Source organism: Leclercia sp. LTM14, assembly GCF_023736175.1.
Taxonomy (GTDB): Bacteria; Pseudomonadota; Gammaproteobacteria; order Enterobacterales; family Enterobacteriaceae; genus Enterobacter; species Enterobacter barmai.
Map to the genome: position 1 here is coordinate 772157 of NZ_JAIKTT010000001.1, position 20621 is coordinate 792777.

A 20621-nucleotide genomic window follows, 5' to 3' on the forward strand; every position below is an offset into this window, starting at 1 on the left:
TGCTTTACGTATTTTCGCGGGGTAATCTGCTTGCCTGACGTTTAGTGTAAACGTATACACTGAATGACATTCTGACGCAGAGGGGCAAGACTCATGGTTTATCAGGCGGATCAAAACCGTTATCAGTCAATGGTGTATCAACGATGCGGGCAAAGCGGTCTTAAGCTCCCTGCTATCTCCCTGGGGCTGTGGCACAACTTCGGCGATGCCACGCTGATTGAAAACAGCCGTCAACTTTTACATCGTGCCTTTGACCTGGGCATTACGCACTTCGACCTTGCCAATAACTACGGTCCACCGCCGGGTTCGGCAGAGCGTAATTTCGGACGGATTTTACAGGAAGATTTCAGCGCCTGGCGCGATGAGCTGATCATCTCAACCAAGGCGGGCTACACCATGTGGGACGGCCCCTACGGCGACTGGGGCTCGCGTAAGTATCTGATCGCCAGCCTCGATCAGAGCCTGAAACGGATGGGGCTGGAGTATGTCGACATCTTCTATCACCACCGTCCCGATCCGGAAACGCCGTTACAGGAGACGATGAAAGCGCTCGACCATATCGTACGTCAGGGCAAGGCGCTGTACGTCGGGCTGTCCAACTATCCGGCAGAACTGGCGCGTCAGGCCGCTGAAATCCTCGATGACCTGGGCACCCCCTGCCTTATCCACCAGCCGAAATACTCCATGTTTGAACGCGCGCCGGAGGCGGGTTTGCTGGACGTGCTTAAGGATAAAGGGGTGGGCTGCATTGCCTTTTCTCCGCTTGCGGGCGGCCAGCTAACCGACCGTTATCTGAACGGCATTCCGGCAGATTCCCGCGCCGCCAGCACCAGCCGCTTCCTGAACCCGGACCAGATAACCGATGAGAAGCTGGCGAAAGTGCGTCAGCTCAACGCCCTGGCCGAACGCCGGAACCAGAAGCTGTCGCAAATGGCGCTGGCGTGGGTGCTCCATCAGGAGCCCGTCACCTCGGTCTTAATTGGTGCCAGCAAAACGGCGCAAATTGACGATGCGGTGGGGATGCTGGCGAATCGCCATTTCACGCCTGAGGAACTTCAGGAAATAGAATTAATTCTGAAAAGCACAAATTAAACGCGCTTTTAGCAAAAAGTGCTACGCCTTCTGAATTAGGAGTTAAAGCGATTATCCGGGCCTTTACCGCCCCTTAAAATTGCGTTAACAAGCCGATTACGGCTCCGATCGTGAAGGAGAATAACCATGTTCAGGTCCCTGATTCTGGCAGCAGTATTAATGGCTTCAGCCCCGCTGGTCGCTAATGCTGGCGAAATCACCCTGTTGCCATCCATAAAATTACAAATTGGCGATCGTGATAATTATGGTAACTACTGGGACGGCGGCGGCTGGCGTGACCGCGACTACTGGCGTCGTCATTATGAATGGCGTGATAATCGCTGGCACAGACATGATAACGGCTACCACCGTGGCTGGGATAAACGTAACGCCTACGAGCGCGGCTATCGCGCAGGCTGGAGCGATCGTGATGACCATCGCGGCCCTAAAGGTCACGGGCGTGGTCATGGCGGACACGGCCATCGTCACTAATATAAAAAAGGCGCCTTACGGCGCCTTTTTTACAATCCTAATGCAGTCCCGATAAGCAACCACAGATTCAGGGCCACCACCAGCACCACTATTGCCCACCCGGTCCGTTTCACCGTCACACTGTTCACCAGATCGCCCATCAACTTTTTGTCGCTGGTAAAGACCAGCAGCGGCACCAGCGCCAGAGCAATACCGAAGCTCAACAGCACCTGGCTCATCACCAGAATGCGCGTCGGATCCAGCCCCATCAGGATCACAATAAACGACGGCAGCATGGTGATCGAGCGGCGCACCCACAGAGGAATGTGGAAGCGCACAAAGCCCTGCATCACCACCTGCCCCGCCAGCGTGCCCACGACGGTAGAAGAGAGACCCGCCGCCACCAGACTCAGACCAAAAATAGTGGCTGCCGCATGGCTGAGTAGCGGTTCCAGCGTCAGGTAGGCCTGGTCGAGATCGGCAATACCGGTATGGCCGTTGAAATGGAACGCCGCTGCGGCGGTAGCCATCATCGCCAGATTGACAAACCCGGCGATGGTCATGGCGATCGCCACGTCCCATTTTGTCGCAGAGTAGCGCTCATGCCGCGAGCCTCCGTGCAGGTTCTGGGTCAGCGACGAGTGCAGATAAATGACGTGCGGCATAATGGTCGCACCCAGCACCCCGGCCGCAAGGAACACCGCTTCGGTGCCAGGAAGGCTCGGGATCGCCATCCCTTTCGCTAACTGTGCAAAGTCAGGCCGGGAGAAGATCAGCTCCACGATATAGGCCGCCGCCACGAACAGCAGCAGGCCGCCAATCACTTTCTCCAGCGGCTTTTGCCCGCGTCGTTGCAGCATCAGAATAAGGAAAGTGGCAATACCGGTTAATACCGCACCCTGCAACAGCGACACGCCGAGGATCAGCTTAAAGCCGATGGCCGCCCCGATAAACTCCGCGAGGTCGGTCGCCATGGCAATAATTTCAGCCTGCACCCAGTAAAACCAGACCAGCGGACGCGGATAGTGGTCGCGGATCTGCTCCGCGAGGTTTTTCCCGGTAGCGATACCCAGTTTTGCCGACAGCACCTGGATCATCATCGCCATCAGGTTGGCCCAGACAACCACCCACAGCAGTTTGTAGCCAAAGCTGGCCCCGGCCTGGATGTTGGTCGCAAAGTTACCGGGATCGATATAGCCAATGGCGGCAATAAACGCAGGTCCCATTAATGCGAACCGCATTTTGCGTGCTGCTCTGCCACTGCTACTCTCATCAACGCGACTATTGCTCATTTTTGCCTCAGAAATATAGCCTTTGCTATGTTTAATGCTATCAAAATGCGAATGATTATCAAGTTCATTTAAAAGGGTTATAGTGATTGCACCGATAGCGAAGAACGATAAGCAGGCTGAGTCGTGGATAAGTTGACGGCGAAAATGCACGCAACCTTTGTGAAGCGTAGCACACAAACTTAACTTTTAATTCATTTACACAACATAACGAAAATGTATCGTATGTCACTATTTTTGAGACTCGTCACAGGACTCAACGATAGTGTGGCTTTGATCTCGTTTTCTTTACGCTTGTTTCATAGAATGTGCAGCGAAATTAAACCTGCCTCATATTTGGAGCAAATATGGACCGCGTCCTACATTTTGTCCTGGCACTTGTTGTCGTTGCCGTGCTTGCGTTGCTGGTCAGCAGCGATCGCAAAAAGATCCGCATTCGCTATGTTGTTCAGTTACTCGTTATTGAAGTATTGCTCGCCTGGTTCTTCCTGAACTCAGACGTGGGGCTGGGCTTCGTAAAAGGCTTCTCCGAGATGTTCGAAAAACTCCTCGGATTCGCTAATGAAGGGACCAACTTCGTGTTCGGTAAGATGAACGACGAAGGTCTGGCGTTCTTCTTCCTGAAAGTGCTGTGCCCAATTGTCTTTATCTCTGCCCTGATCGGTATCCTGCAGCACATTCGCATTCTGCCGATTGTGATCCGCGCTATCGGTACCGTGCTGTCTAAAGTGAACGGCATGGGCAAACTGGAGTCTTTCAACGCCGTAAGTTCCCTGATCCTCGGTCAGTCTGAGAACTTCATCGCCTATAAAGATATCCTCGGCAAAATGTCCCGCAACCGCATGTACACCATGGCGGCCACGGCAATGTCTACCGTTTCCATGTCTATCGTGGGCGCGTATATGACCATGCTGGAGCCAAAATACGTGGTTGCTGCGCTGGTTCTGAACATGTTCAGCACCTTTATCGTTCTGTCACTGATCAACCCGTACCGCGTGGATGAGAGTGAAGAGAACCTGCAGATGGCTAACCTGCACGAAGGCCAGAGCTTCTTTGAAATGCTGGGTGAATACATCCTGGCAGGCTTCAAGGTTGCGGTTATCGTTGCGGCGATGCTGATCGGCTTTATCGCGCTGATCTCCGCGCTGAACGCCCTGTTTGCTGCCGTGCTGGGTATCTCCTTCCAGGGCATTCTGGGTTACATCTTCTACCCGGTAGCCTGGGTGATGGGTGTGCCTGCAAGCGAAGCGCTGCAGGTGGGCAGTATTATGGCAACCAAACTGGTGTCTAACGAATTCGTCGCAATGATGGATCTGCAGAAAATCGCCGGTTCCCTCTCCCCGCGCGCCGAAGGCATTCTGTCCGTCTTCCTGGTCTCTTTCGCTAACTTCTCTTCCATCGGCATCATCGCCGGTGCGATTAAAGGTCTGAACGAAGAGCAGGGTAACGTGGTTTCCCGCTTCGGCCTGAAACTGGTTTACGGTTCTACGCTGGTCAGCGTCCTGTCTGCGTCTATCGCCGCACTGGTACTGTAATCAGCATAAAAAAACCGGGGATGATAAGTCCCCGGTTTTTTTCGCCTGTCATTTACTGAAGCGGTTGCGGTTTGCCGACCAGATATCCCTGCAGATAGTCCACCCCCGAGGCGAGCAACTTTTCGCGCTGCTCCTCCGTTTCGACAAATTCCGCCACCACGCACAGGGAGCGGGTCTTCGCCAGATTGCAGATGGATTTCACAATCATCGCATCCATGCTGTCGCTGCAGATATCCTTGACGAAGCAGCCATCAATTTTAATGACGTCCGCCTCCAGGCGCTTGAGCCGCTCGTAGTTGGCGTAGCCGGTACCGAAATCGTCGATGGCGATTTTAAAGCCGTACTGACGCAGCTGCTGAATGTTGGCGATACTGACTTCCGAGTTGGAGAACGCCTGCTCTTCGGTCACCTCGATAATCACCGACTGCGGCCTCACCCCGTAACGTTCAAACAGAGTAATGATCTCTGCCGCCACCTCTTTTTGCATCAGCGTCAAGGGCATCAGATTCACGGAAAAACGCGCGCAGCAATCGTCTGAGGGATGCTCCTGCAGCCAGGCCAACAATGATTCAACCACGCCGATATCGAAGCGGCGGCTCAGGTTAAACTGCGCTACCAGCGGCAAGAACTTATCAGGCGTTAAGAGCTCACCCTCACTTTCCAGGCGAGACAGGATTTCGTGATAACCCGCGCCATCGGCTTGCTGAATGGGTTGCGCGTACAGGCGTAATCCCCCCTCATCCAGCGCCCGCTTGATGCGACTCAGCATCAGCACGCGCTCTGTCGTCTGGCCTGAAACCGTTTCAAGGCTGTTATTCAGGGAGAGAACCTGATTCGCCGAGCAGGCTTTTTCCGCCAGCCAGCTTAACTGGCCCAGCGTGTGATACAGGCTTTCTCCGCCGTTAGACTCCACGCCGCCCCAGGCGCCGCCAAATTCAATATCCAGACCGATATTGTTCCAGTAAATTTTGCGGCTGTTCATGTAATCAATGATGTGCTGCAAGCGCGCCCCGGTTTCCGGCCCGCTGAGCACCACCACCAGCTCATTACCCGGGATCTGGAAAACCTGCTCATTGGCCATCAGCAGCGGCTGGAGCTGGCGAATGATGGCCCGTTTGCACTGCACGCGCATCATCAGGCCATAGTGACGGCTCAGGAACTCCAGATTATCCATCCGTAAACAGCACAGGGTGACCTCTCTGTTATCACTCAGGAAGCACTCCAGCGCGCGCAGGTTACGCAGTCCCGTCAGGGGATCGATCAACGCCCTCTCCTGCCAGCCACGTTTAAGCCATTCGCTGCGCTGAAAAATACGAGACATATAAACCAGACAGATAGCGAAGGAGATCAGCACCGACAGCACGAACGCCAGTGAGTAGCCGTTCTGCACGCCCTGTAAAAAATTGCTGTTATAGGTGAGCAGCAGCAGTGTGCTCAACGCCCAGCCCAGCGAGATGAAAGGATAGCGGAATCGACTCACGCCTAAGGTGAACAGAATGAATATCACCGGTACCAGGTAGCCCGCAATAATATCGGAAGTAAAAGGCAAACAGAGCAGAAGCAAGAAAGCGGCAAGCAACAGAAGTAATACGGATGTAAATATTTGGTTGCGAAATGAAAATGAATTATTAATATTCCGCCGCCAGAAAGCGCGCGCATAATTCGGATTAATAATCATTCTTAAAGGATAATAGAACAGCATGGTGAAAATCAGAACGGCGCAAATCAGGCTCTGAATATCCACGATGTGATATATGACGGAACCTCTGTCAGAGAAATTAGCAAGGGTAACAGGGAAGTCACAAAAATAACCGGCAAGAAACATTGAGAGTTTTATTGCCAGGGGTAAGGCAAATCCTAACCAGAAAATGCGCGCCCCAAGAAAGCGGCTGGGTATCTGATAGCGCCAGCGCGAACCAAGCAGCCAGCGCAGGATCCCGCAGACCAGCAGCGTGCTAAACACCTGACAAAACAGCAAAATAACATCCTGCTCCGGCGATAATTGAAGGTTCCACTGGTTAATTATGGCGAAACTAATAACGATCGGAATAATTGCCTGGCGACCAAATAATAATATTATCGCCAGCATGACGCTCAGCGGCATCCATGCCAGATAAACCTCAAAACCATCGATAACAGATTTCGGTGAAATAAGACGGGAGAAAGGGACGAAGACGAGGCATAACGCCAGGGCGAGCGTGAAGCTCTTTAAGTTAATATTAATTTTAGTATTCATTAATTTTGTTAAACTATTTACCTGGCGATATTAATTTCACATAAATACTATTTCCTTTAAAAAGGCAATTCAAGTTCAAGGCCGGGAAATAGCATTTCCTGACTAAGAATTTACCTAAACAAGATTTATTTACAGGAAAAAGAGATAAACGGTTTATTGCAGGCATAAAAAAACCCCCGCCATTCGGCGAGGGTTTAAATTTTGGTGGAGCTAAGCGGGATCGAACCGCTGACCTCTTGCATGCCATGCAAGCGCTCTCCCAGCTGAGCTATAGCCCCACAGTTTTCTTTACGCACCAGACTCTGTTGGGTTCAGAGTTTGGTGGAGCTAAGCGGGATCGAACCGCTGACCTCTTGCATGCCATGCAAGCGCTCTCCCAGCTGAGCTATAGCCCCATCGCGTAAAGCGTGTCGTGTTGACGGGCGGCATAATATGAATTCCATTGCTGAGTGTCAACGGCAAAATCTCACACTGTGGTTCAACCGCTGAAAATTCATGCAAATGAATCACATTGCGAGGGTGCTCGCAGCCATGAGTTAATCTTGTCACGTTTTCCAGTAAAACGGTGTTATAAAATGAGCCACTAATTACCCACACTCTTACTCAGGAAATTGCATGATCAAGGAACGAATGACGCCGGAAGAGCTGGCCCGGCTCACAGGCTACAGCCGACAGACCATCAATAAATGGGTGCGGAAAGAGGGTTGGTCCACATCGCCAAAACCCGGTGTTCAGGGCGGTAAAGCGCGGCTGGTGCATGTGAATGAGAAAGTTCGGGAGTTTATTCGCAACGCACGCAGAGCCCCGGATGTGGTGCCCTCACCTGACGTTTATGCAGATAACTCGCTGCAGGCCCTGCTGATCACGCTGGCCAACGAAATGACACCCACGGAACAGAAACAACTGACCTCTTTATTACTCCGGGAAGGGATCACCGGATTGTTGCAACGCTTAGGGATCCGCGAGCAAAAATAATATGAAAAAATTACGTAGCAAAATGACCACCGAAGAGCTGTCGGATACGCTGGGGGTCGCCAGGCAAACCGTTAACCGCTGGGTACGCAAGAATAACTGGAAAACGGAAGGCATTAATGGCGTTAAAGGCGGTAAGGCGCGTCTCATTCATATTGATGCACAGGTGCGCGAGCACATCATGAACATCCCCGCCATTCGTAAACGACAGGCTAACTATCAGCTTGCTGAAACCGCGGCCAGCTATGAGCCCGTTGCCGTGCTGCGACAGATTATCGATGCGCTGGAAAATATGACTCCGCCTGAACAGGAGCGGCTTGCCGTTTTGCTGGCTCGGGAAGGGATACAGGGTTTTCTGGTGCGGCTGAACATTCATCAGCCAGAGGAATAAAAAACGGCAGGGAAACCTGCCGTTTTGTTTTTGCTTTCTGATTACTGCTGGCTTTCGCGCTCAGCAATAAAATCGAGCGCTCTGTTGATACGCGCCACGCTGCGGGTTTTACCAATCGCGTGTACGGTAACGTCCAGCGCCGGGGACTGACCGGCACCGGTAACAGCGACACGCAGCGGCATGCCCACTTTACCCATCCCGACTTCCAGCTCATCTGCTGTCGCCTGAATGGCATTATGGACATTCTCAGCGCTCCAGTCGGTAATGGCAGCCAGTTTATCGCGAACCACTTCCAGCGGCTGACGCGCAACCGGGCGCAGGTGTTTCTTCGCGGCGTCGGCGTCAAACTCATCGTATTCTTCATAGAAGTAACGGCAGTTTTCCGCGATCTCTTTCAGGGTTTTACAGCGCTCGCCCAGCAGTTTGATCAGATCGGCCAGCTGTGGACCGTTGCGGGTATCGATGTTCGCCTGCTCAATATGCCACTGCAGCTGGGTCGCAACGTACTCTGGCGGCAGAGTATTGATGTAATGATGGTTCAGCCACAGCAGTTTATCGGTGTTGAACGCACTCGCAGACTTACCTACCGCGCTCAGGGTAAAGAGCTTGATCATCTCTTCACGGCTGAAGATCTCCTGATCGCCATGGGACCAGCCCAGACGCACCAGATAGTTCAGCAGCGCTTCCGGCAGGTAGCCGTCATCGCGATACTGCATCACGCTGACCGCGCCGTGGCGTTTGGACAGTTTTTTACCGTCGTCACCGTTGATCATTGAAACGTGCGCATAAACCGGTACAGGTGCATTCAGCGCTTTAAGGATGTTGATCTGACGTGGGGTGTTGTTGATATGGTCTTCGCCACGCACCACGTGGGTGATCGCCATATCCCAGTCATCAACCACAACACAGAAGTTATAGGTTGGTGAGCCGTCGGTACGGCGGATAATCAGATCGTCCAGCTCCTGATTGCTGAATTCGATCGGGCCGCGGATCTGATCGTCAAAAATGACCGAGCCTTCCTGCGGGTTAGCGAAACGCACTACGCAGGGTTCGTCCGCCGCGTGGTGTGAATGATCGTGACGGCAGCGGCCGTCGTAGCGTGGCTTTTCGTTATTCGCCATCTGCTCTTCGCGCAGCGCTTCCAGACGCTCTTTCGAGCAGTAGCACTTATAGGCAGTGCCCGCTTCCAGCATGTCATCAATAACGGCGTTGTAGCGATCAAAACGTTTGGTCTGGAAATAAGGGCCTTCGTCCCACTCCAGATTAAGCCAGTTCATACCATCCATAATGGCTTCGATTGCTTCCGGCGTGGAGCGTTCAAGATCGGTATCTTCGATACGCAGCACAAACTCACCGCCCTGGTTGCGAGCAAACAGCCAGGAATAGAGAGCAGTACGCGCACCGCCGACGTGCAGGTAGCCTGTCGGGCTTGGCGCGAAGCGAGTTTTGATTTTCATGAAGTGGCCTTACAGTGATAAAGATGCCGACAACCGGCATATCCTGGAAACTAAAGTGGGCAATATTCTATCACTCCAGCCTGATTCCTCAATCTTGTTGCTGTCAGATCGTTCTTTGTAGCCGTTTTTGTTTAGAAATCATGCATCACAGGTGGTTTTGCGATCGTTTTGTTTAATTTTACGACGAACGAACAAAATCTTTAGAAAAGGCGTTGACTCATTTTCAACTCTCCCTATAATGCGACTCCACACAGCGGGGGTGATTAGCTCAGCTGGGAGAGCACCTCCCTTACAAGGAGGGGGTCGGCGGTTCGAACCCGTCATCACCCACCAACTACTTTATGTAGTCTCCGCCGTGTAGCAAGAAATTGAGAAGTGGGTGATTAGCTCAGCTGGGAGAGCACCTCCCTTACAAGGAGGGGGTCGGCGGTTCGATCCCGTCATCACCCACCACTTTCTCGCCAGCTGGATTTCTTGCAGTAGTAAATGAAGTACCGAAGTGGGTGATTAGCTCAGCTGGGAGAGCACCTCCCTTACAAGGAGGGGGTCGGCGGTTCGATCCCGTCATCACCCACCACTCGGGTCGTTAGCTCAGTTGGTAGAGCAGTTGACTTTTAATCAATTGGTCGCAGGTTCGAATCCTGCACGACCCACCAATGTAAAAAAGCGCCCTAAAGGCGCTTTTTTGCTATCTGCGATATGGAAGATTCGAACCTGCTGCAGGTTCGAGCCGAACAGAGTGAGGCACCGGAGCCGTTACGGCGACGGCCCGAAGGGCGAGCGAAGCGAGTCATCCTGCACGACCCACCAATGTAAAAAAGCGCCCTAAAGGCGCTTTTTTGCTATCTGCAATCCCTACCAGTTCAGGTAGATATTCTCAAGTCCTTCAATTTTCTGCCGATACCTCTTCTTTAGGCAGAGGAAATCAGCATGACAACCATTCAGGCATCCACACCCTCAATACAAACAAAAAGCAGCGGCAGCAGCAGTGGCTCCGCCGGTAGCGACATTGCATCGCAAATTAGCCGCCTCACCTCACAAATTACTAAACTGACCAAACAGCTGAAAGACGTAGCTAACGGCAGCGGCACGGCGGAAGAGAAACAAACCCAGCAGGACCTGCTGCAGGCGCAGATCAGAATGCTGCAGGCGCAGTTGGAGCAGCTGCAGCGTCGTCAGGCGGAAGAAGCCCAGCAGAAGCAGGACAAACAGCAAGGTAAGGTGGAAGGCGTTAACTCCCCTTCCGCTGAGCATCAGATTGATATCTACGTCTGACGCAGCTTAAAACTGTGCAGGCCAGATGCAGCGCCTGCACAATTTCTGTTTACGCGGTCAGCGCCGCGATCAGTTTTGCCATCGCCCCCGTCAACTGCTGCTCTTCGTAAACGACATACAAATCCGCCGGAATACGCTCCTCAAGCGGACGGAACACCACGCCGGGCCAGTTCATCTGCGCATAGCTGTCGGCGATAAGCGTAATCCCCAGACCCATGCTGATCATAGCGAGTACGGTTTGCGGCTCCATCACTTCACGCACCACCCTGGGTGAGAAGCCAGCGCTCTGACAAACCCGCTGCAAAAAGGCCCAGTCGGTGTGCATGGCGGGCATGGTAACAAAACACTCATACCGTAACGCCTCTAGCGGCACGACGTCACGGGCGGTCAGAGCATGATCCTCCGGCATCGCTACCAGAAATGACGACTCGTGCAAGCGTACACGGGTAAATCCCGCCATCGGCTCCGTCGCCATTCGCCAGATGCCCGCATCCAGCTCGCGTCTTTCCAGCAGCGCCATCTGCTTTGCAGGCATTTTTTCCCGGAAAATCACCTCGATGTCAGGATGCGTTTTCAGAAACTGGTGCATAACAGGGCGCATCTTTCCCCACATCGCCGTGCCCACCACGCCAAGCTCAATTCGCCCTGCTTCACCCCGCCCAATCTGCTCTACCCGCGCCAGAATCTGGTTCGCACTGGAGAGCAAGCGACGTGACTCTTCCATCAGGATTTTACCGGCATGGGTTAATGTCACACTGCGGGAGTGGCGAAGAAACAACAGCGTACCGAGCTGCTGTTCCAGCTCTTTGATATGCATACTTAAGGGGGGCTGGGACATGTTAAGACGGGCCGCAGCCCGTCCAAAATGCAGTTCTTCTGCCACGGCGAGAAAGTAACGCAGCAGCTTTAGATCGATGCGGGTTGTTCGTTCCATCACCCCTGCGCTCCTTACAGAAAAGAGAGTAACGGAACGAATTTATCACACCGCCTGGCGAAAAATGAATTGAACCGCAATGTAACCAAGGTACATAAATACGATAGAAAGCACGCCGGGTAAAACATTGGGCGCCGGAATAGGTAACCGGCATAAGGTGAATAACGCCCCGATACCGAAACCAATGCCCGATGAGAAAAGAATGTCTTTCATACACTGTCCCTGCTGATTAAATGGACTGGCGAGCATCCCCTCGCCAGTAAAAATGCCCTAGTGGGTCAAAGACTGAGCCGCTAACGCTTCAGGCTTATGCTGATATTTGAAGCACACCGCAAAGATCGCTGCCAGCGCCAGGGTATAGGCCGCAAACAGCAACCAGATGGTTTGCCAGTCTTTAACGCCCTCCACCGAGAAGTAATCCACCGCCATTCCGCTCAAAATGGAGCCGACCCAGGCGCCGACGCCATTCACCATGGTCATAAACAGCCCTTGCGCGCTGGCGCGAATGGTGGAGCTCACCTCCTGTTCGACGAATACCGAGCCCGAAATATTGAAGAAATCGAACGCGCAGCCATACACAATCATCGACATCAGCAGCAGAACCACGCCTGTTGGAGACGGATCGCCAAAGGCAAAGAAACCAAAGCGTAAGGTCCAGGCTAGCATGCTCATCAGCATCACGGTTTTGATGCCATAACGCTTCAGGAAGAACGGGATGGTCAGGATGAAGCCCACCTCTGCCATCTGCGAAACGGAGAGCAAAATGGAGGGATACTTAACGACAAAGCTCTCAGCAAACGCCGGGTCGCGGGCAAAATCGTGGAGAAACGGGTTGCCAAAGACATTGGTGATTTGCAGCACCGCGCCAAGCATCATCGCGAACAGAAAGAAGATGGCCATCCGCGGATTTTTAAACAGCACGAAAGCATCCAGACCGAGCTTGCTGATGAGCGTGGTCGCCACTCTCTTTTCAGCAACCGGGATCTTCGGTAGCGTCAGCGCGTAGGAAGACAGCAGCAATGAGGCACCCGCGGCGATAAACAGCTGCGTGCTGCTCAGCTCGAGGCCCATCAGACTCACCGTCCACATGGCGAGAATAAACCCTAACGTGCCAAACACCCGCACAGGCGGAAAGGCCGTAACAGGATCCTTTCCTGCCTGGGCAAGACACGAATAGGAGATGCTGTTCGAGAGCGCAATGGTCGGCATATAGGCCATGGCGTTAATCAGCATCACCCAGAACATAGTGTCCGGATCGGTCACGGTCGTCGCATACAGCAGCATTCCGGCGCAGACCAGATGACACAGCATGTAGGCCCGTTCGGCACGCAGCCATTTGTCGGCAATAATTCCCATAATGCCGGGCATGATAATCGCCGCCAGCCCTTTGGAGCTGTATACCATGCCGACGTTGGCACCGCTAAAATGGAGGGTGTTAATCATGTATGACCCCAGGGTGACAAGCCAGCTTCCCCAGATGAAATACTGCAAAAACGACATGATCTTCAGTCGAGAGGTTATACCCATTTTTTATTCCTTGCCGCAGAGGCTAAGCCCCTTTTCAGGGGCATGGGTATCAGGCCAATTTGCGTAAGAAGCCGCAAATCAGGTTGATAAAGTTTTGCCGGGAGAGTTCAGCGGCGGCCAGGGTTTGCGCATGGGAAAGCTTAATGTCGCCCAGCCCTTCCGCCAGGTTGGTAATGGCCGACACGGCAACCACCTTAAGCCCGCAATGGCGAGCGGCAATCACCTCCGGCACCACGGACATTCCTACCACATCCCCGCCAAGGATCTGCATCATGCGGATCTCTGCCGCCGTTTCGAAGTTTGGTCCCGGATACGAGACAAACACCCCTTCGGTAAGCGGGAAGCCCTCTTCAGCGGCCACCGCCTGGAGCAGCGCGCGATAATCGGCGTCATAGGCATTCGCCAGGGAGAAGAAACGCTCGCCATAACGATCGTCGTTCAGACCCACCATCGGCGTTCCTGGCATAGTGTTGATGTGATCGCTTAACGCCACCAGGCTGCCTGGGCCCACGTTGGGGCGCAACGAGCCTGCGGCATTGGTGCAAAACAGCATCTCGCAGCCCAGCAGTTTGAGCGTGCGGATCGCATCGGTCATCACGCTCATCCCACGCCCTTCATAGAAATGTCCGCGCCCTTTCATGCACGCCACCGGAACACCTGCCAGATGACCGAGCACCAGCTCGCCGGCATGCCCGTGGACCGTACTTACCGGGAACCCGGGCAGCTTCTCGTAAGAGATGGCCACTGCGCCTTCAATTTGCTCTGCCAGGGCACCTAAACCCGAGCCGAGGATCAATGCCACACGTGGCGTAAAGCCGGGTTTGTAACCGCGAATAATGTCTGCGCTATAGCCGGGATTTGGCGAGAAATGAGAGTGGCTCATGGGAAGTCCTTATTATGAGTAAATGTGGGTACCGCCTTTTTATAGCGAGAGGGAGGGGCCCTTTACCAATACACTTTTCCGTGTCGATCGATACAGGTTCTGTATTGATTCAAAAGAGAATTCAGCATCGCCAGCCGGGAGGCTGGCGAAGAAGAAGTATTACGAAGAGATCTGATACAGCGGGTTTTGCACGCGCCCGGCGGTGAGTTCACAGGCCTGCATCCGCACCACGTCCCACAGCGCCTGAGCTGCGGTGGAGAGCGAACGATTTTACGTCGCACCAGCATCAACTGTCGCTCCACCACCGGGGTGAGGCGTTTTACCTGCAAATGGCTTCCCTGCGGCAGGGGCAGCGCCAGGGCGGGTAATACGCTGATGCCAATCCCCGCCTCGACCATCGGAAACAAGGTCGCCGGATGGCCGATCTCCTGCACAATATCCGCCTCAACCGCAAAACCCGCCAGCGCGGCGTCAATCAGCGGTCGGCTCCCGGAGGCGTAATCCTGTAAGACCAGCCGCTGGGCATGAAGCTCCTGCCAGCCCACCGATTCTCGCCCGGCGAAGGGGTGATCGTCGCGGCACAGCAGCAGGAAAGGCTCCGACAGCACCGTCTCACACTCAAGATCGGTTGCCGCACCGGGATCGATAACGATGCCAAAATCCACCTCCCCCTGGCGAATGCTCTCCAGTACCCACTGCTGGGGGCGGTCGTGGAGAACAAATTTGATATCCGGGTAGAGGTGATTGCTCCGGGCAATACAGTGGGGGATGAGATGCGCTGAAATGGTCTGGCTGGCGGCCACCCGCACGGTGCCGGAGAGCTGCTGCCCTACCCGGCCCGCATCCCGTAGCGTGCTGCTCAGCTCATCCAGCAGTCTTTCGAGACGCGCGGCCAGCTGCTGGCCCGCCTCCGTCAGCACCACTTCCCGCGTAGTACGATCGAGTAGCCGCACGCCGGCCTGCAACTCCAGCTCTTTCACGCTGTGGCTCACCGCCGACTGGCTCAGGCCAATCATCTCTCCCGCGCGGCTGAAACTCTTCGCCTGCGCGACGGTGACAAATACACGAAGTTGCCGCAGAGAGTAATTCATCTGTTTTACTCATGAATTGATGCAATAAATCAATTTTATTTCTCAAACAGATAAAAGCACAATAGCGCTATCTGTTTTCAGGAGCGTTTATGAAACTTTTCCGCATTCTCGATCCATTCACTATCACCCTTATCGTCGTGGTACTGCTCGCCTCCTTCTTCCCTGCCCAGGGTGGCTTTGTCCCCTTTTTTGAAGGTTTGACTACCGCCGCCATCGCGCTGCTGTTTTTTATGCATGGGGCAAAACTCTCCCGCGAGGCGATTATCGCGGGGGGGAGCCACTGGCGACTGCATCTGTGGGTGATGTGCAGCACCTTTGTTGTCTTCCCCGTGTTAGGCGTGCTGTTTGCCTGGTGGGCGCCGGTTAACGTCGATCCGGCGATCTATACCGGCTTCCTGTACCTCTGCATATTGCCGGCGACGGTGCAGTCGGCGATCGCCTTTACCTCCATGGCGGGGGGCAACGTGGCGGCCGCCGTCTGCTCGGCGTCAGCCTCCAGCCTGTTGGGGATTTTCCTGTCGCCGCTGCTGGTTGGGCTGGTGATGAATATGCACGGCGCGGAAGGAAGCCTGGATCAGGTGGGCAAAATCATGCTCCAGCTGCTGCTGCCGTTTGTGCTGGGTCATCTTTCCCGTCCGTGGACCGGGGCCTTTGTGGCGAAGCATAAGAAGTGGATTGCCAAAACCGATCAGTCATCGATTCTGCTGGTGGTCTATTCCGCGTTCAGCGAAGCCGTGGTGAATGGTATCTGGAATAAGGTGGGGGTTGGTTCGCTGCTGTTTATTGTGGTGGTCAGCCTGGTACTGCTGGGGATTATCATTGCCATCAACGTCTTTGCCGCCCGCCGCTTTGGCTTTAACAAAGCCGATGAAATCACCATTGTCTTCTGCGGTTCGAAAAAGAGCCTGGCAAACGGTATCCCGATGGCCAACATTCTGTTCCCGACCTCGGTGATCGGGATGATGGTGCTGCCGCTGATGATCTTCCACCAGCTGCAGCTGATGATTTGCGCGGTGCTGGCACGTCGCTACAAACGCCAGACCGAGGAGTTGCAGGCCCGGGAGCAGGCCCGCACGGCAAAAGTTTAAGGACGTCTCAGGGGCTGAACCAGCTGGGTCAGCCCTTCGGTTTTAATCAGTAACGTTAGCGCCATCAGCTCGCCAAGATGCCCGGCAGGAAATTGATCCTTACGGGCAAACCACAGCAAATACTCTTCCGGCACATCAATCAGCCGTCGGCCTTTGTACTTGCCGAACGGCATTTCGGTGTTGGCTATCTCGATAAGCTGCGCTTTATCCACGTTACTCTCCTAACAGACGCAGCATTTCGGCTTCGTCAATCACGTCAATCCCCAGCTCCTGCGCTTTGGCCAGCTTGGATCCCGCCGCTTCACCGGCAATCACCAGGTCGGTTTTCTTCGACACGCTGCCTGCCACTTTGGCCCCCAGCGCGACCATCCGCGCTTTAGCATCATCGCGGGAAAGCTGGCTCAGGCTGCCGGTCAGCACCACGGTTTTACCGGCAAACGGGCTGTCGATCTCTTCGGCGTTGATAACCTGCGGCGCAGGCCAGCGAATACCTTCGTTCAGCAGCTGGCCGATAACCTCGCGGTTGCTCTCTTCCGAGAAGAAGTTAAAGACGTGGGTCGCAACCACGATGCCGACGTCCGGCACCTTTTGCAGCTCGTCGATGGAGGCCTTCTCAAGCGCCTCAAGCGTACCGAAATACCCGGCCAGCCCGGCAGCGGTTGCCTCGCCCACTTCGCGAATACCTAACGCATAGAGGAAACGGGCAAAGGTGGTCTCTTTGGCTTTTTCCAGCGCGTCGGCCACGTTCTGTGCGGACTTCGGCCCCATGCGATCCAGGCCGGTCAGCTTGCCCGGCGTCAGGCGGAACAGGTCGGCAGGCGTATGGACGTACTCTTTCTCCACCAGCTGATCGATGATTTTGTCGCCCATGCCGTCAACGTCCATCGCCCGGCGGGAGACGAAGTGTTTCAGCGACTCTTTGCGCTGGGCACCGCAGACTAATCCGCCGGTACAGCGGGCAACGGCTTCGCCTTCGACGCGCTCAACGTCGGAACCACACACCGGACAGTGGGTCGGGAACTCTACGGCGCGCGTATCGTCAGGGCGTTCTGACTCCACCACGTTCACCACCTGCGGGATCACGTCCCCGGCGCGGCGGATCACCACTTTATCGCCGATACGCAGCCCCAGACGGTCGATTTCGTCAGCGTTATGCAGGGTCGCATTGCTGACCAGCACCCCGGCCACCTGAACGGGCTCCAGACGCGCGACCGGCGTTATCGCCCCGGTACGGCCCACCTGAAACTCCACATCGCGCACGAAGGTCATCTGCTCCTGCGCCGGGAACTTAAAGGCTACCGCCCAGCGCGGCGCGCGGGCGACAAAGCCTAACTGCTCCTGCAGCGCGAGGGAGTTCACTTTGATGACCACGCCGTCGATATCAAAACCCAGCGTCGGGCGATCGGCTTCGACCTGACGGTAAAACGCCAGCACCGCTTCCGGCGAGTCGCACAGCTGAACGCGGTTACTGACCGGCAGGCCCCAGGCCTTAAACTGCAGCAGGCGGCCCAGGTGGGTATCAGGCAGCTCGCCCCCCTCCAGGATGCCGACGCCGTAGCAAAAGAAAGTGAGCGGTCGCTTCGCGGTGATGCGCGGATCCAGCTGGCGTAGCGAGCCTGCGGCGGCGTTGCGGGGGTTAGCGAAGATTTTGCCCCCGGTGCGGCGCGCCTCTTCGTTGATTTTTTCAAAGCCCGCCTGTGGGAGGAACACTTCGCCGCGCACTTCGAGACGGGCCGGAATGTTCTCGCCATGTAACTTGAGCGGAATAGCGCGGATGGTGCGCACGTTGGCGGTAATGTCCTCGCCGGTGGTGCCGTCGCCGCGGGTAGCCGCGCGGATCATCACCCCGTTTTCGTACAGAATGCTGACGGCCAGGCCATCCAGCTTCAGTTCGCAGCACCAGCTCAGGGCATCGGTCTGCTTCAGGCGATCCTGCACGCGTTTGTTGAAGGCGAGGAAGCTCTCTTCGTCGAAGACGTTATCCAGCGACAGCATCGGCACTTCGTGACGTACCTGGCTGAAAAAGGCCAGCGGTGCCGCCCCGACGCGCTGGGTAGGCGAGTCCGGCGTGATTAGCTCCGGGTGCTGCGCTTCAAGCTCACGCAGCTCACGCATCAGACGGTCATACTCCGCGTCCGGCACTTCTGGCGCATCCATCACATGATAAAGATATTCATGGTGGCGAAGCGTGGTTCGCAGTTCGGTAAGTTGTTGTTCGATTGAGTCCATGTCGCACCATTAATGAGAAAAACCCCCGACATGCGGGGGTTGAGGAGGTGTGAAACAAAACGCGGACGTTTACGCGTTAGCTTCTTTAACTTCGCGGATGCGGTCCTGATATTCGCGCAGTTTCTGCGGCGTCATCATTCGACGCTGATCGTCGAGCACCATACCGCCGACTTCATCGGCGATGTGCTGGGCAGACTGCAGCATCAGCTTAAAGTTTTGCAGTTCATCGCCATAAGACGGCACCTGCATAAAGATCGTAATACCCGGCGTGGTGAAATCACCGGTCATCTCAGGATCAAAGGTTCCCGGATTAACCATGTTCGCCAGGCTGAACAGCGAAGGACCGCTGCCATCAGGGCTGAGATGGCGATGGAAAATATTCATGTCGCCAAATTTAAAGCCAGCCTGATGAATGCTGTTGAGCAGCACTTCACCGTTAATGGTCGTGCCCTGGTGGGCCGCCACGCTCATGACAATCACCGTCTCTTTACGCTGCGGTTTTTCAACCACTGGCGCAGCTTCGACAACCGGCTCTGGCTCTGCGACAGGCGCTGGGGCGGGTTGCGGCGCAGGAGCTACCGGCTGTGGAGCCTGCTGCACGACGGGTTGAGGCTGCGGCTGAGGTTCAGGCTGAGCGGCATACTGCGGCTGTTGCACCGGCTGCTGACGCACAGGTTCATGCTGCTGCGGTTGCTGCTGCGGCTGGTGTACCGGTTCGGCCACAGGCTGCGGCGCAGCCGGACGTGGCTGAGCAGATGCGTAAGGCGGCTGGTACTGATGCTGCGGAGGCTGACGAGGCGCTTCATGCTCCCCATGGCCTGCGCCGGGCGCAGTATTAGCCCGATGAACGCGTACTTCACCCACACCCTCGTCTTCCGTCTCGTCGATATCGTCATCGCTATCGTCGTCACGGTTAGACTTCATGCGCTTCAGTGGGCGATCGCGAAACATAGAAGAGCGCTCTTTACGGCTGGTCCAGAAACCATGTACCAGTAAAGCGATTATGGCGATCGCGCCAACAATGATTAATATCAGACGCAAATCCTGCATCATTATATTCTCTGTTGTTCTAACACCTTGCCACCACGGCAAACATTTACTCACTAAGAGTATTTGCCGATTACGTCAAGTGCAAGTGCGTGCAGAGCATTCGCAGCATAAAGATGAACTAAATCGTGCTTTTTGCTGTTTTTTCGAACATTTCTGAACTGGTCAACGTGCCGCAACTGGCTAATATAGGCAGGCAATTTCACTGGTTGTGATAAAAGGAGCTCAACCTGGTTATGGTTTCATCGACATCTTCCCCTCCACGCAGCGGCGTCTGGTACTTTTCCCAGGGCTGGAAACTGGTTTCATTGCCCGGCATCAGACGTTTTGTAATCCTGCCTCTGCTGATCAACATTCTGCTGATGGGTGGCGCCTTCTGGTGGCTGTTTACCCGCCTCGACACCTGGATCCCGGCGCTGATGAGCCATGTTCCCGACTGGCTGCAGTGGCTGAGCTATCTGCTGTGGCCAATCGTCATCATTTCGGTTCTGCTGGTGTTTGGCTATTTCTTCTCGACCATTGCCAACTGGATTGCGGCCCCCTTTAACGGTCTGCTGGCCGAACAGCTTGAGGCCCGGCTGACGGGCGCCACGCCGCCTGACACCGGCGTGCTGGGTATCATGAAAGATCTGCCGCGCATCATGAAGCGCGAGTGGCAGAAGCTGGCGTGGTATCTGCCGCGCGCCATCGTGCTGCTGCTTCTCTACTTTATACCGGGGATCGGCCAGACCGTTGCGCCCGTGCTGTGGTTCCTGTTCAGCGCCTGGATGCTGGCCATTCAGTATTGCGACTACCCGTTCGATAACCATAAGGTACCGTTTAAAGAGATGCGCACTGCCTTGCGCAGCCGTAAGGTGGCCAATATGCAGTTTGGCGCGCTGACCAGCCTGTTCACCATGATTCCGTTCCTGAATCTTTTCATCATGCCGGTGGCGGTCTGCGGCGCGACGGCGATGTGGGTCGACTGTTATCGAGACAAACACGCGTTGTGGAAATAAGTTAAAAAAAGGGGTGGCTTATGCCATCCCTTATTCCATACTGATCCCCATTATTTCCTTGCAGCATATAGATATGCGAATTCCTTACTTCCCCATACTTTTGCAACAGGTATGCTGGGTCGGTATC

Annotated in this window: 18 protein-coding genes, 6 tRNA genes, 1 other RNA gene and 1 pseudogene; 13 read left to right on the forward strand and 13 right to left on the reverse strand. The window is 54.8% G+C overall.

What is annotated here, in order from left to right; translation table 11 throughout:
- Window positions 1-93: 93 nt before the first annotated feature.
- Entirely contained in the window at window positions 94-1092 is a 999-nt protein-coding gene (mgrA, locus tag K5I40_RS03610; RefSeq protein WP_223073683.1) for an L-glyceraldehyde 3-phosphate reductase, read from the forward strand.
- Window positions 1093-1218: 126 nt separating this feature from the next.
- Window positions 1219-1563: a DUF2502 domain-containing protein gene (locus K5I40_RS03615; protein ID WP_039032604.1), complete on the forward strand. Its 345-nt coding sequence runs from the start codon at window positions 1219-1221 to the stop codon at window positions 1561-1563.
- Window positions 1564-1592: 29 nt separating this feature from the next.
- Here the strand turns inward: K5I40_RS03615 and K5I40_RS03620 are convergent, their stop codons facing one another.
- A complete protein-coding gene (locus K5I40_RS03620) occupies window positions 1593-2834 on the reverse strand; it encodes an Nramp family divalent metal transporter (protein WP_223073682.1) in 1242 nt (413 codons plus the stop codon).
- Between the two features lie 344 nt (window positions 2835-3178).
- Here K5I40_RS03620 and K5I40_RS03625 point away from each other — a divergent pair, with 344 nt between their 5' ends.
- Complete coding sequence (locus K5I40_RS03625) at window positions 3179-4366, forward strand: NupC/NupG family nucleoside CNT transporter (RefSeq protein WP_039032602.1); 1188 nt, start codon at window positions 3179-3181, stop codon at window positions 4364-4366.
- Window positions 4367-4418: 52 nt separating this feature from the next.
- On the opposite strand, the gene K5I40_RS03630 is transcribed toward K5I40_RS03625, so the two are convergent.
- From K5I40_RS03630 to K5I40_RS03640, 3 genes are all read right to left on the reverse strand, one after another.
- On the reverse strand, window positions 4419-6602 hold the full coding sequence (locus K5I40_RS03630; protein WP_223073681.1) for an EAL domain-containing protein: 2184 nt from the start codon (window positions 6600-6602) through the stop codon (window positions 4419-4421).
- Window positions 6603-6804: 202 nt separating this feature from the next.
- Window positions 6805-6880, reverse strand: a tRNA-Ala gene (locus K5I40_RS03635).
- 41 nt (window positions 6881-6921) lie between these two features.
- A tRNA-Ala gene (locus K5I40_RS03640) sits at window positions 6922-6997 on the reverse strand.
- A 220-nt stretch (window positions 6998-7217) separates the two neighbouring features.
- Here K5I40_RS03640 and K5I40_RS03645 point away from each other — a divergent pair.
- Entirely contained in the window at window positions 7218-7577 is a 360-nt protein-coding gene (locus K5I40_RS03645) for a YfeC-like transcriptional regulator (RefSeq protein ID WP_039032600.1), read from the forward strand.
- Between the two features lies 1 nt (window position 7578).
- Window positions 7579-7965 carry a YfeC-like transcriptional regulator gene (locus K5I40_RS03650; protein WP_039032599.1) on the forward strand — a complete coding sequence of 129 codons (387 nt, stop codon included), beginning with the start codon at window positions 7579-7581 and terminating at the stop codon, window positions 7963-7965.
- A gap of 41 nt (window positions 7966-8006) precedes the next feature.
- Here K5I40_RS03650 and gltX read toward each other — a convergent pair whose 3' ends face one another.
- Window positions 8007-9422 (reverse strand): glutamate--tRNA ligase, encoded by a 1416-nt coding sequence (gene gltX / locus K5I40_RS03655; RefSeq protein WP_039032598.1) that lies wholly within the window; start codon window positions 9420-9422, stop codon window positions 8007-8009.
- Window positions 9423-9679: 257 nt separating this feature from the next.
- Here gltX and K5I40_RS03660 point away from each other — a divergent pair.
- The 6 genes from K5I40_RS03660 to K5I40_RS03685 all read left to right on the forward strand — a co-directional run bounded on the left by K5I40_RS03660 (window position 9680) and on the right by K5I40_RS03685 (window position 10697).
- Window positions 9680-9755 (forward strand) — tRNA-Val (locus tag K5I40_RS03660).
- A gap of 44 nt (window positions 9756-9799) precedes the next feature.
- A tRNA-Val gene (locus tag K5I40_RS03665) sits at window positions 9800-9875 on the forward strand.
- Between the two features lie 48 nt (window positions 9876-9923).
- Window positions 9924-9999 (forward strand) — tRNA-Val (locus K5I40_RS03670).
- Between the two features lie 3 nt (window positions 10000-10002).
- Window positions 10003-10078: transfer RNA gene (locus K5I40_RS03675), tRNA-Lys, on the forward strand.
- A 29-nt stretch (window positions 10079-10107) separates the two neighbouring features.
- Window positions 10108-10232, forward strand: a non-coding RNA gene (locus K5I40_RS03680) — RtT sRNA.
- A gap of 120 nt (window positions 10233-10352) precedes the next feature.
- Window positions 10353-10697 (forward strand): FlxA-like family protein, encoded by a 345-nt coding sequence (locus tag K5I40_RS03685; RefSeq protein WP_039029645.1) that lies wholly within the window; start codon window positions 10353-10355, stop codon window positions 10695-10697.
- A gap of 49 nt (window positions 10698-10746) precedes the next feature.
- Here the strand turns inward: K5I40_RS03685 and K5I40_RS03690 are convergent, their stop codons facing one another.
- The 5 genes and pseudogenes from K5I40_RS03690 to K5I40_RS03710 all read right to left on the reverse strand — a co-directional run bounded on the left by K5I40_RS03690 (window position 10747) and on the right by K5I40_RS03710 (window position 15132).
- Window positions 10747-11631 (reverse strand): LysR family transcriptional regulator, encoded by an 885-nt coding sequence (locus tag K5I40_RS03690; protein ID WP_223073680.1) that lies wholly within the window; start codon window positions 11629-11631, stop codon window positions 10747-10749.
- A 45-nt stretch (window positions 11632-11676) separates the two neighbouring features.
- Window positions 11677-11844, reverse strand: coding sequence for a XapX domain-containing protein (locus tag K5I40_RS03695; RefSeq protein ID WP_039029647.1), 168 nt, complete (start codon window positions 11842-11844; stop codon window positions 11677-11679).
- A 57-nt stretch (window positions 11845-11901) separates the two neighbouring features.
- The gene (locus tag K5I40_RS03700) at window positions 11902-13158 is read right to left on the reverse strand and encodes a nucleoside permease (protein ID WP_223073679.1); all 1257 of its coding nucleotides are present in this window, start codon (window positions 13156-13158) and stop codon (window positions 11902-11904) included.
- A 49-nt stretch (window positions 13159-13207) separates the two neighbouring features.
- The gene (xapA, locus tag K5I40_RS03705; RefSeq protein ID WP_223073678.1) at window positions 13208-14041 is read right to left on the reverse strand and encodes a xanthosine phosphorylase; all 834 of its coding nucleotides are present in this window, start codon (window positions 14039-14041) and stop codon (window positions 13208-13210) included.
- A gap of 159 nt (window positions 14042-14200) precedes the next feature.
- Window positions 14201-15132: pseudogene (locus tag K5I40_RS03710) on the reverse strand (LysR family transcriptional regulator).
- A gap of 89 nt (window positions 15133-15221) precedes the next feature.
- On the opposite strand from K5I40_RS03710, the gene K5I40_RS03715 reads away from it, so the two are divergent.
- Window positions 15222-16220 carry a bile acid:sodium symporter family protein gene (locus tag K5I40_RS03715; RefSeq protein WP_039029651.1) on the forward strand — a complete coding sequence of 333 codons (999 nt, stop codon included), beginning with the start codon at window positions 15222-15224 and terminating at the stop codon, window positions 16218-16220.
- Here K5I40_RS03715 and K5I40_RS03720 read toward each other — a convergent pair.
- The 3 genes from K5I40_RS03720 to zipA all read right to left on the reverse strand — a co-directional run bounded on the left by K5I40_RS03720 (window position 16217) and on the right by zipA (window position 19502).
- Window positions 16217-16432: a DUF3820 family protein gene (locus K5I40_RS03720; RefSeq protein WP_039029652.1), complete on the reverse strand. Its 216-nt coding sequence runs from the start codon at window positions 16430-16432 to the stop codon at window positions 16217-16219. The genes K5I40_RS03715 and K5I40_RS03720 overlap by 4 nt on opposite strands.
- A 1-nt stretch (window position 16433) precedes the next feature.
- The gene (gene ligA, locus K5I40_RS03725) at window positions 16434-18449 is read right to left on the reverse strand and encodes an NAD-dependent DNA ligase LigA (RefSeq protein ID WP_223073677.1); all 2016 of its coding nucleotides are present in this window, start codon (window positions 18447-18449) and stop codon (window positions 16434-16436) included.
- 69 nt (window positions 18450-18518) lie between these two features.
- Complete coding sequence (gene zipA / locus K5I40_RS03730) at window positions 18519-19502, reverse strand: cell division protein ZipA (protein WP_139563333.1); 984 nt, start codon at window positions 19500-19502, stop codon at window positions 18519-18521.
- A gap of 230 nt (window positions 19503-19732) precedes the next feature.
- Here zipA and cysZ point away from each other — a divergent pair, with 230 nt between their 5' ends.
- Complete coding sequence (cysZ, locus tag K5I40_RS03735; RefSeq protein ID WP_039029655.1) at window positions 19733-20494, forward strand: sulfate transporter CysZ; 762 nt, start codon at window positions 19733-19735, stop codon at window positions 20492-20494.
- Window positions 20495-20621 lie beyond the last annotated feature (127 nt).

Coding starts and splice junctions, on each gene's coding strand:
- zipA (WP_139563333.1), bottom strand. CDS start 19,502: ATGATGCAGGATTTGCGTCTGATATTAATCATTGTTGGCGCGATCGCC.
- K5I40_RS03625 (WP_039032602.1), top strand. CDS start 3,179: ATGGACCGCGTCCTACATTTTGTCCTGGCACTTGTTGTCGTTGCCGTG.
- K5I40_RS03645 (WP_039032600.1), top strand. CDS start 7,218: ATGATCAAGGAACGAATGACGCCGGAAGAGCTGGCCCGGCTCACAGGC.
- K5I40_RS03685 (WP_039029645.1), top strand. CDS start 10,353: ATGACAACCATTCAGGCATCCACACCCTCAATACAAACAAAAAGCAGC.
- K5I40_RS03690 (WP_223073680.1), bottom strand. CDS start 11,631: ATGGAACGAACAACCCGCATCGATCTAAAGCTGCTGCGTTACTTTCTC.
- K5I40_RS03620 (WP_223073682.1), bottom strand. CDS start 2,834: ATGAGCAATAGTCGCGTTGATGAGAGTAGCAGTGGCAGAGCAGCACGC.
- cysZ (WP_039029655.1), top strand. CDS start 19,733: ATGGTTTCATCGACATCTTCCCCTCCACGCAGCGGCGTCTGGTACTTT.
- gltX (WP_039032598.1), bottom strand. CDS start 9,422: ATGAAAATCAAAACTCGCTTCGCGCCAAGCCCGACAGGCTACCTGCAC.
- K5I40_RS03715 (WP_039029651.1), top strand. CDS start 15,222: ATGAAACTTTTCCGCATTCTCGATCCATTCACTATCACCCTTATCGTC.
- K5I40_RS03700 (WP_223073679.1), bottom strand. CDS start 13,158: ATGGGTATAACCTCTCGACTGAAGATCATGTCGTTTTTGCAGTATTTC.
- xapA (WP_223073678.1), bottom strand. CDS start 14,041: ATGAGCCACTCTCATTTCTCGCCAAATCCCGGCTATAGCGCAGACATT.
- mgrA (WP_223073683.1), top strand. CDS start 94: ATGGTTTATCAGGCGGATCAAAACCGTTATCAGTCAATGGTGTATCAA.
- K5I40_RS03695 (WP_039029647.1), bottom strand. CDS start 11,844: ATGAAAGACATTCTTTTCTCATCGGGCATTGGTTTCGGTATCGGGGCG.
- K5I40_RS03650 (WP_039032599.1), top strand. CDS start 7,579: ATGAAAAAATTACGTAGCAAAATGACCACCGAAGAGCTGTCGGATACG.
- K5I40_RS03615 (WP_039032604.1), top strand. CDS start 1,219: ATGTTCAGGTCCCTGATTCTGGCAGCAGTATTAATGGCTTCAGCCCCG.
- ligA (WP_223073677.1), bottom strand. CDS start 18,449: ATGGACTCAATCGAACAACAACTTACCGAACTGCGAACCACGCTTCGC.
- K5I40_RS03630 (WP_223073681.1), bottom strand. CDS start 6,602: ATGAATACTAAAATTAATATTAACTTAAAGAGCTTCACGCTCGCCCTG.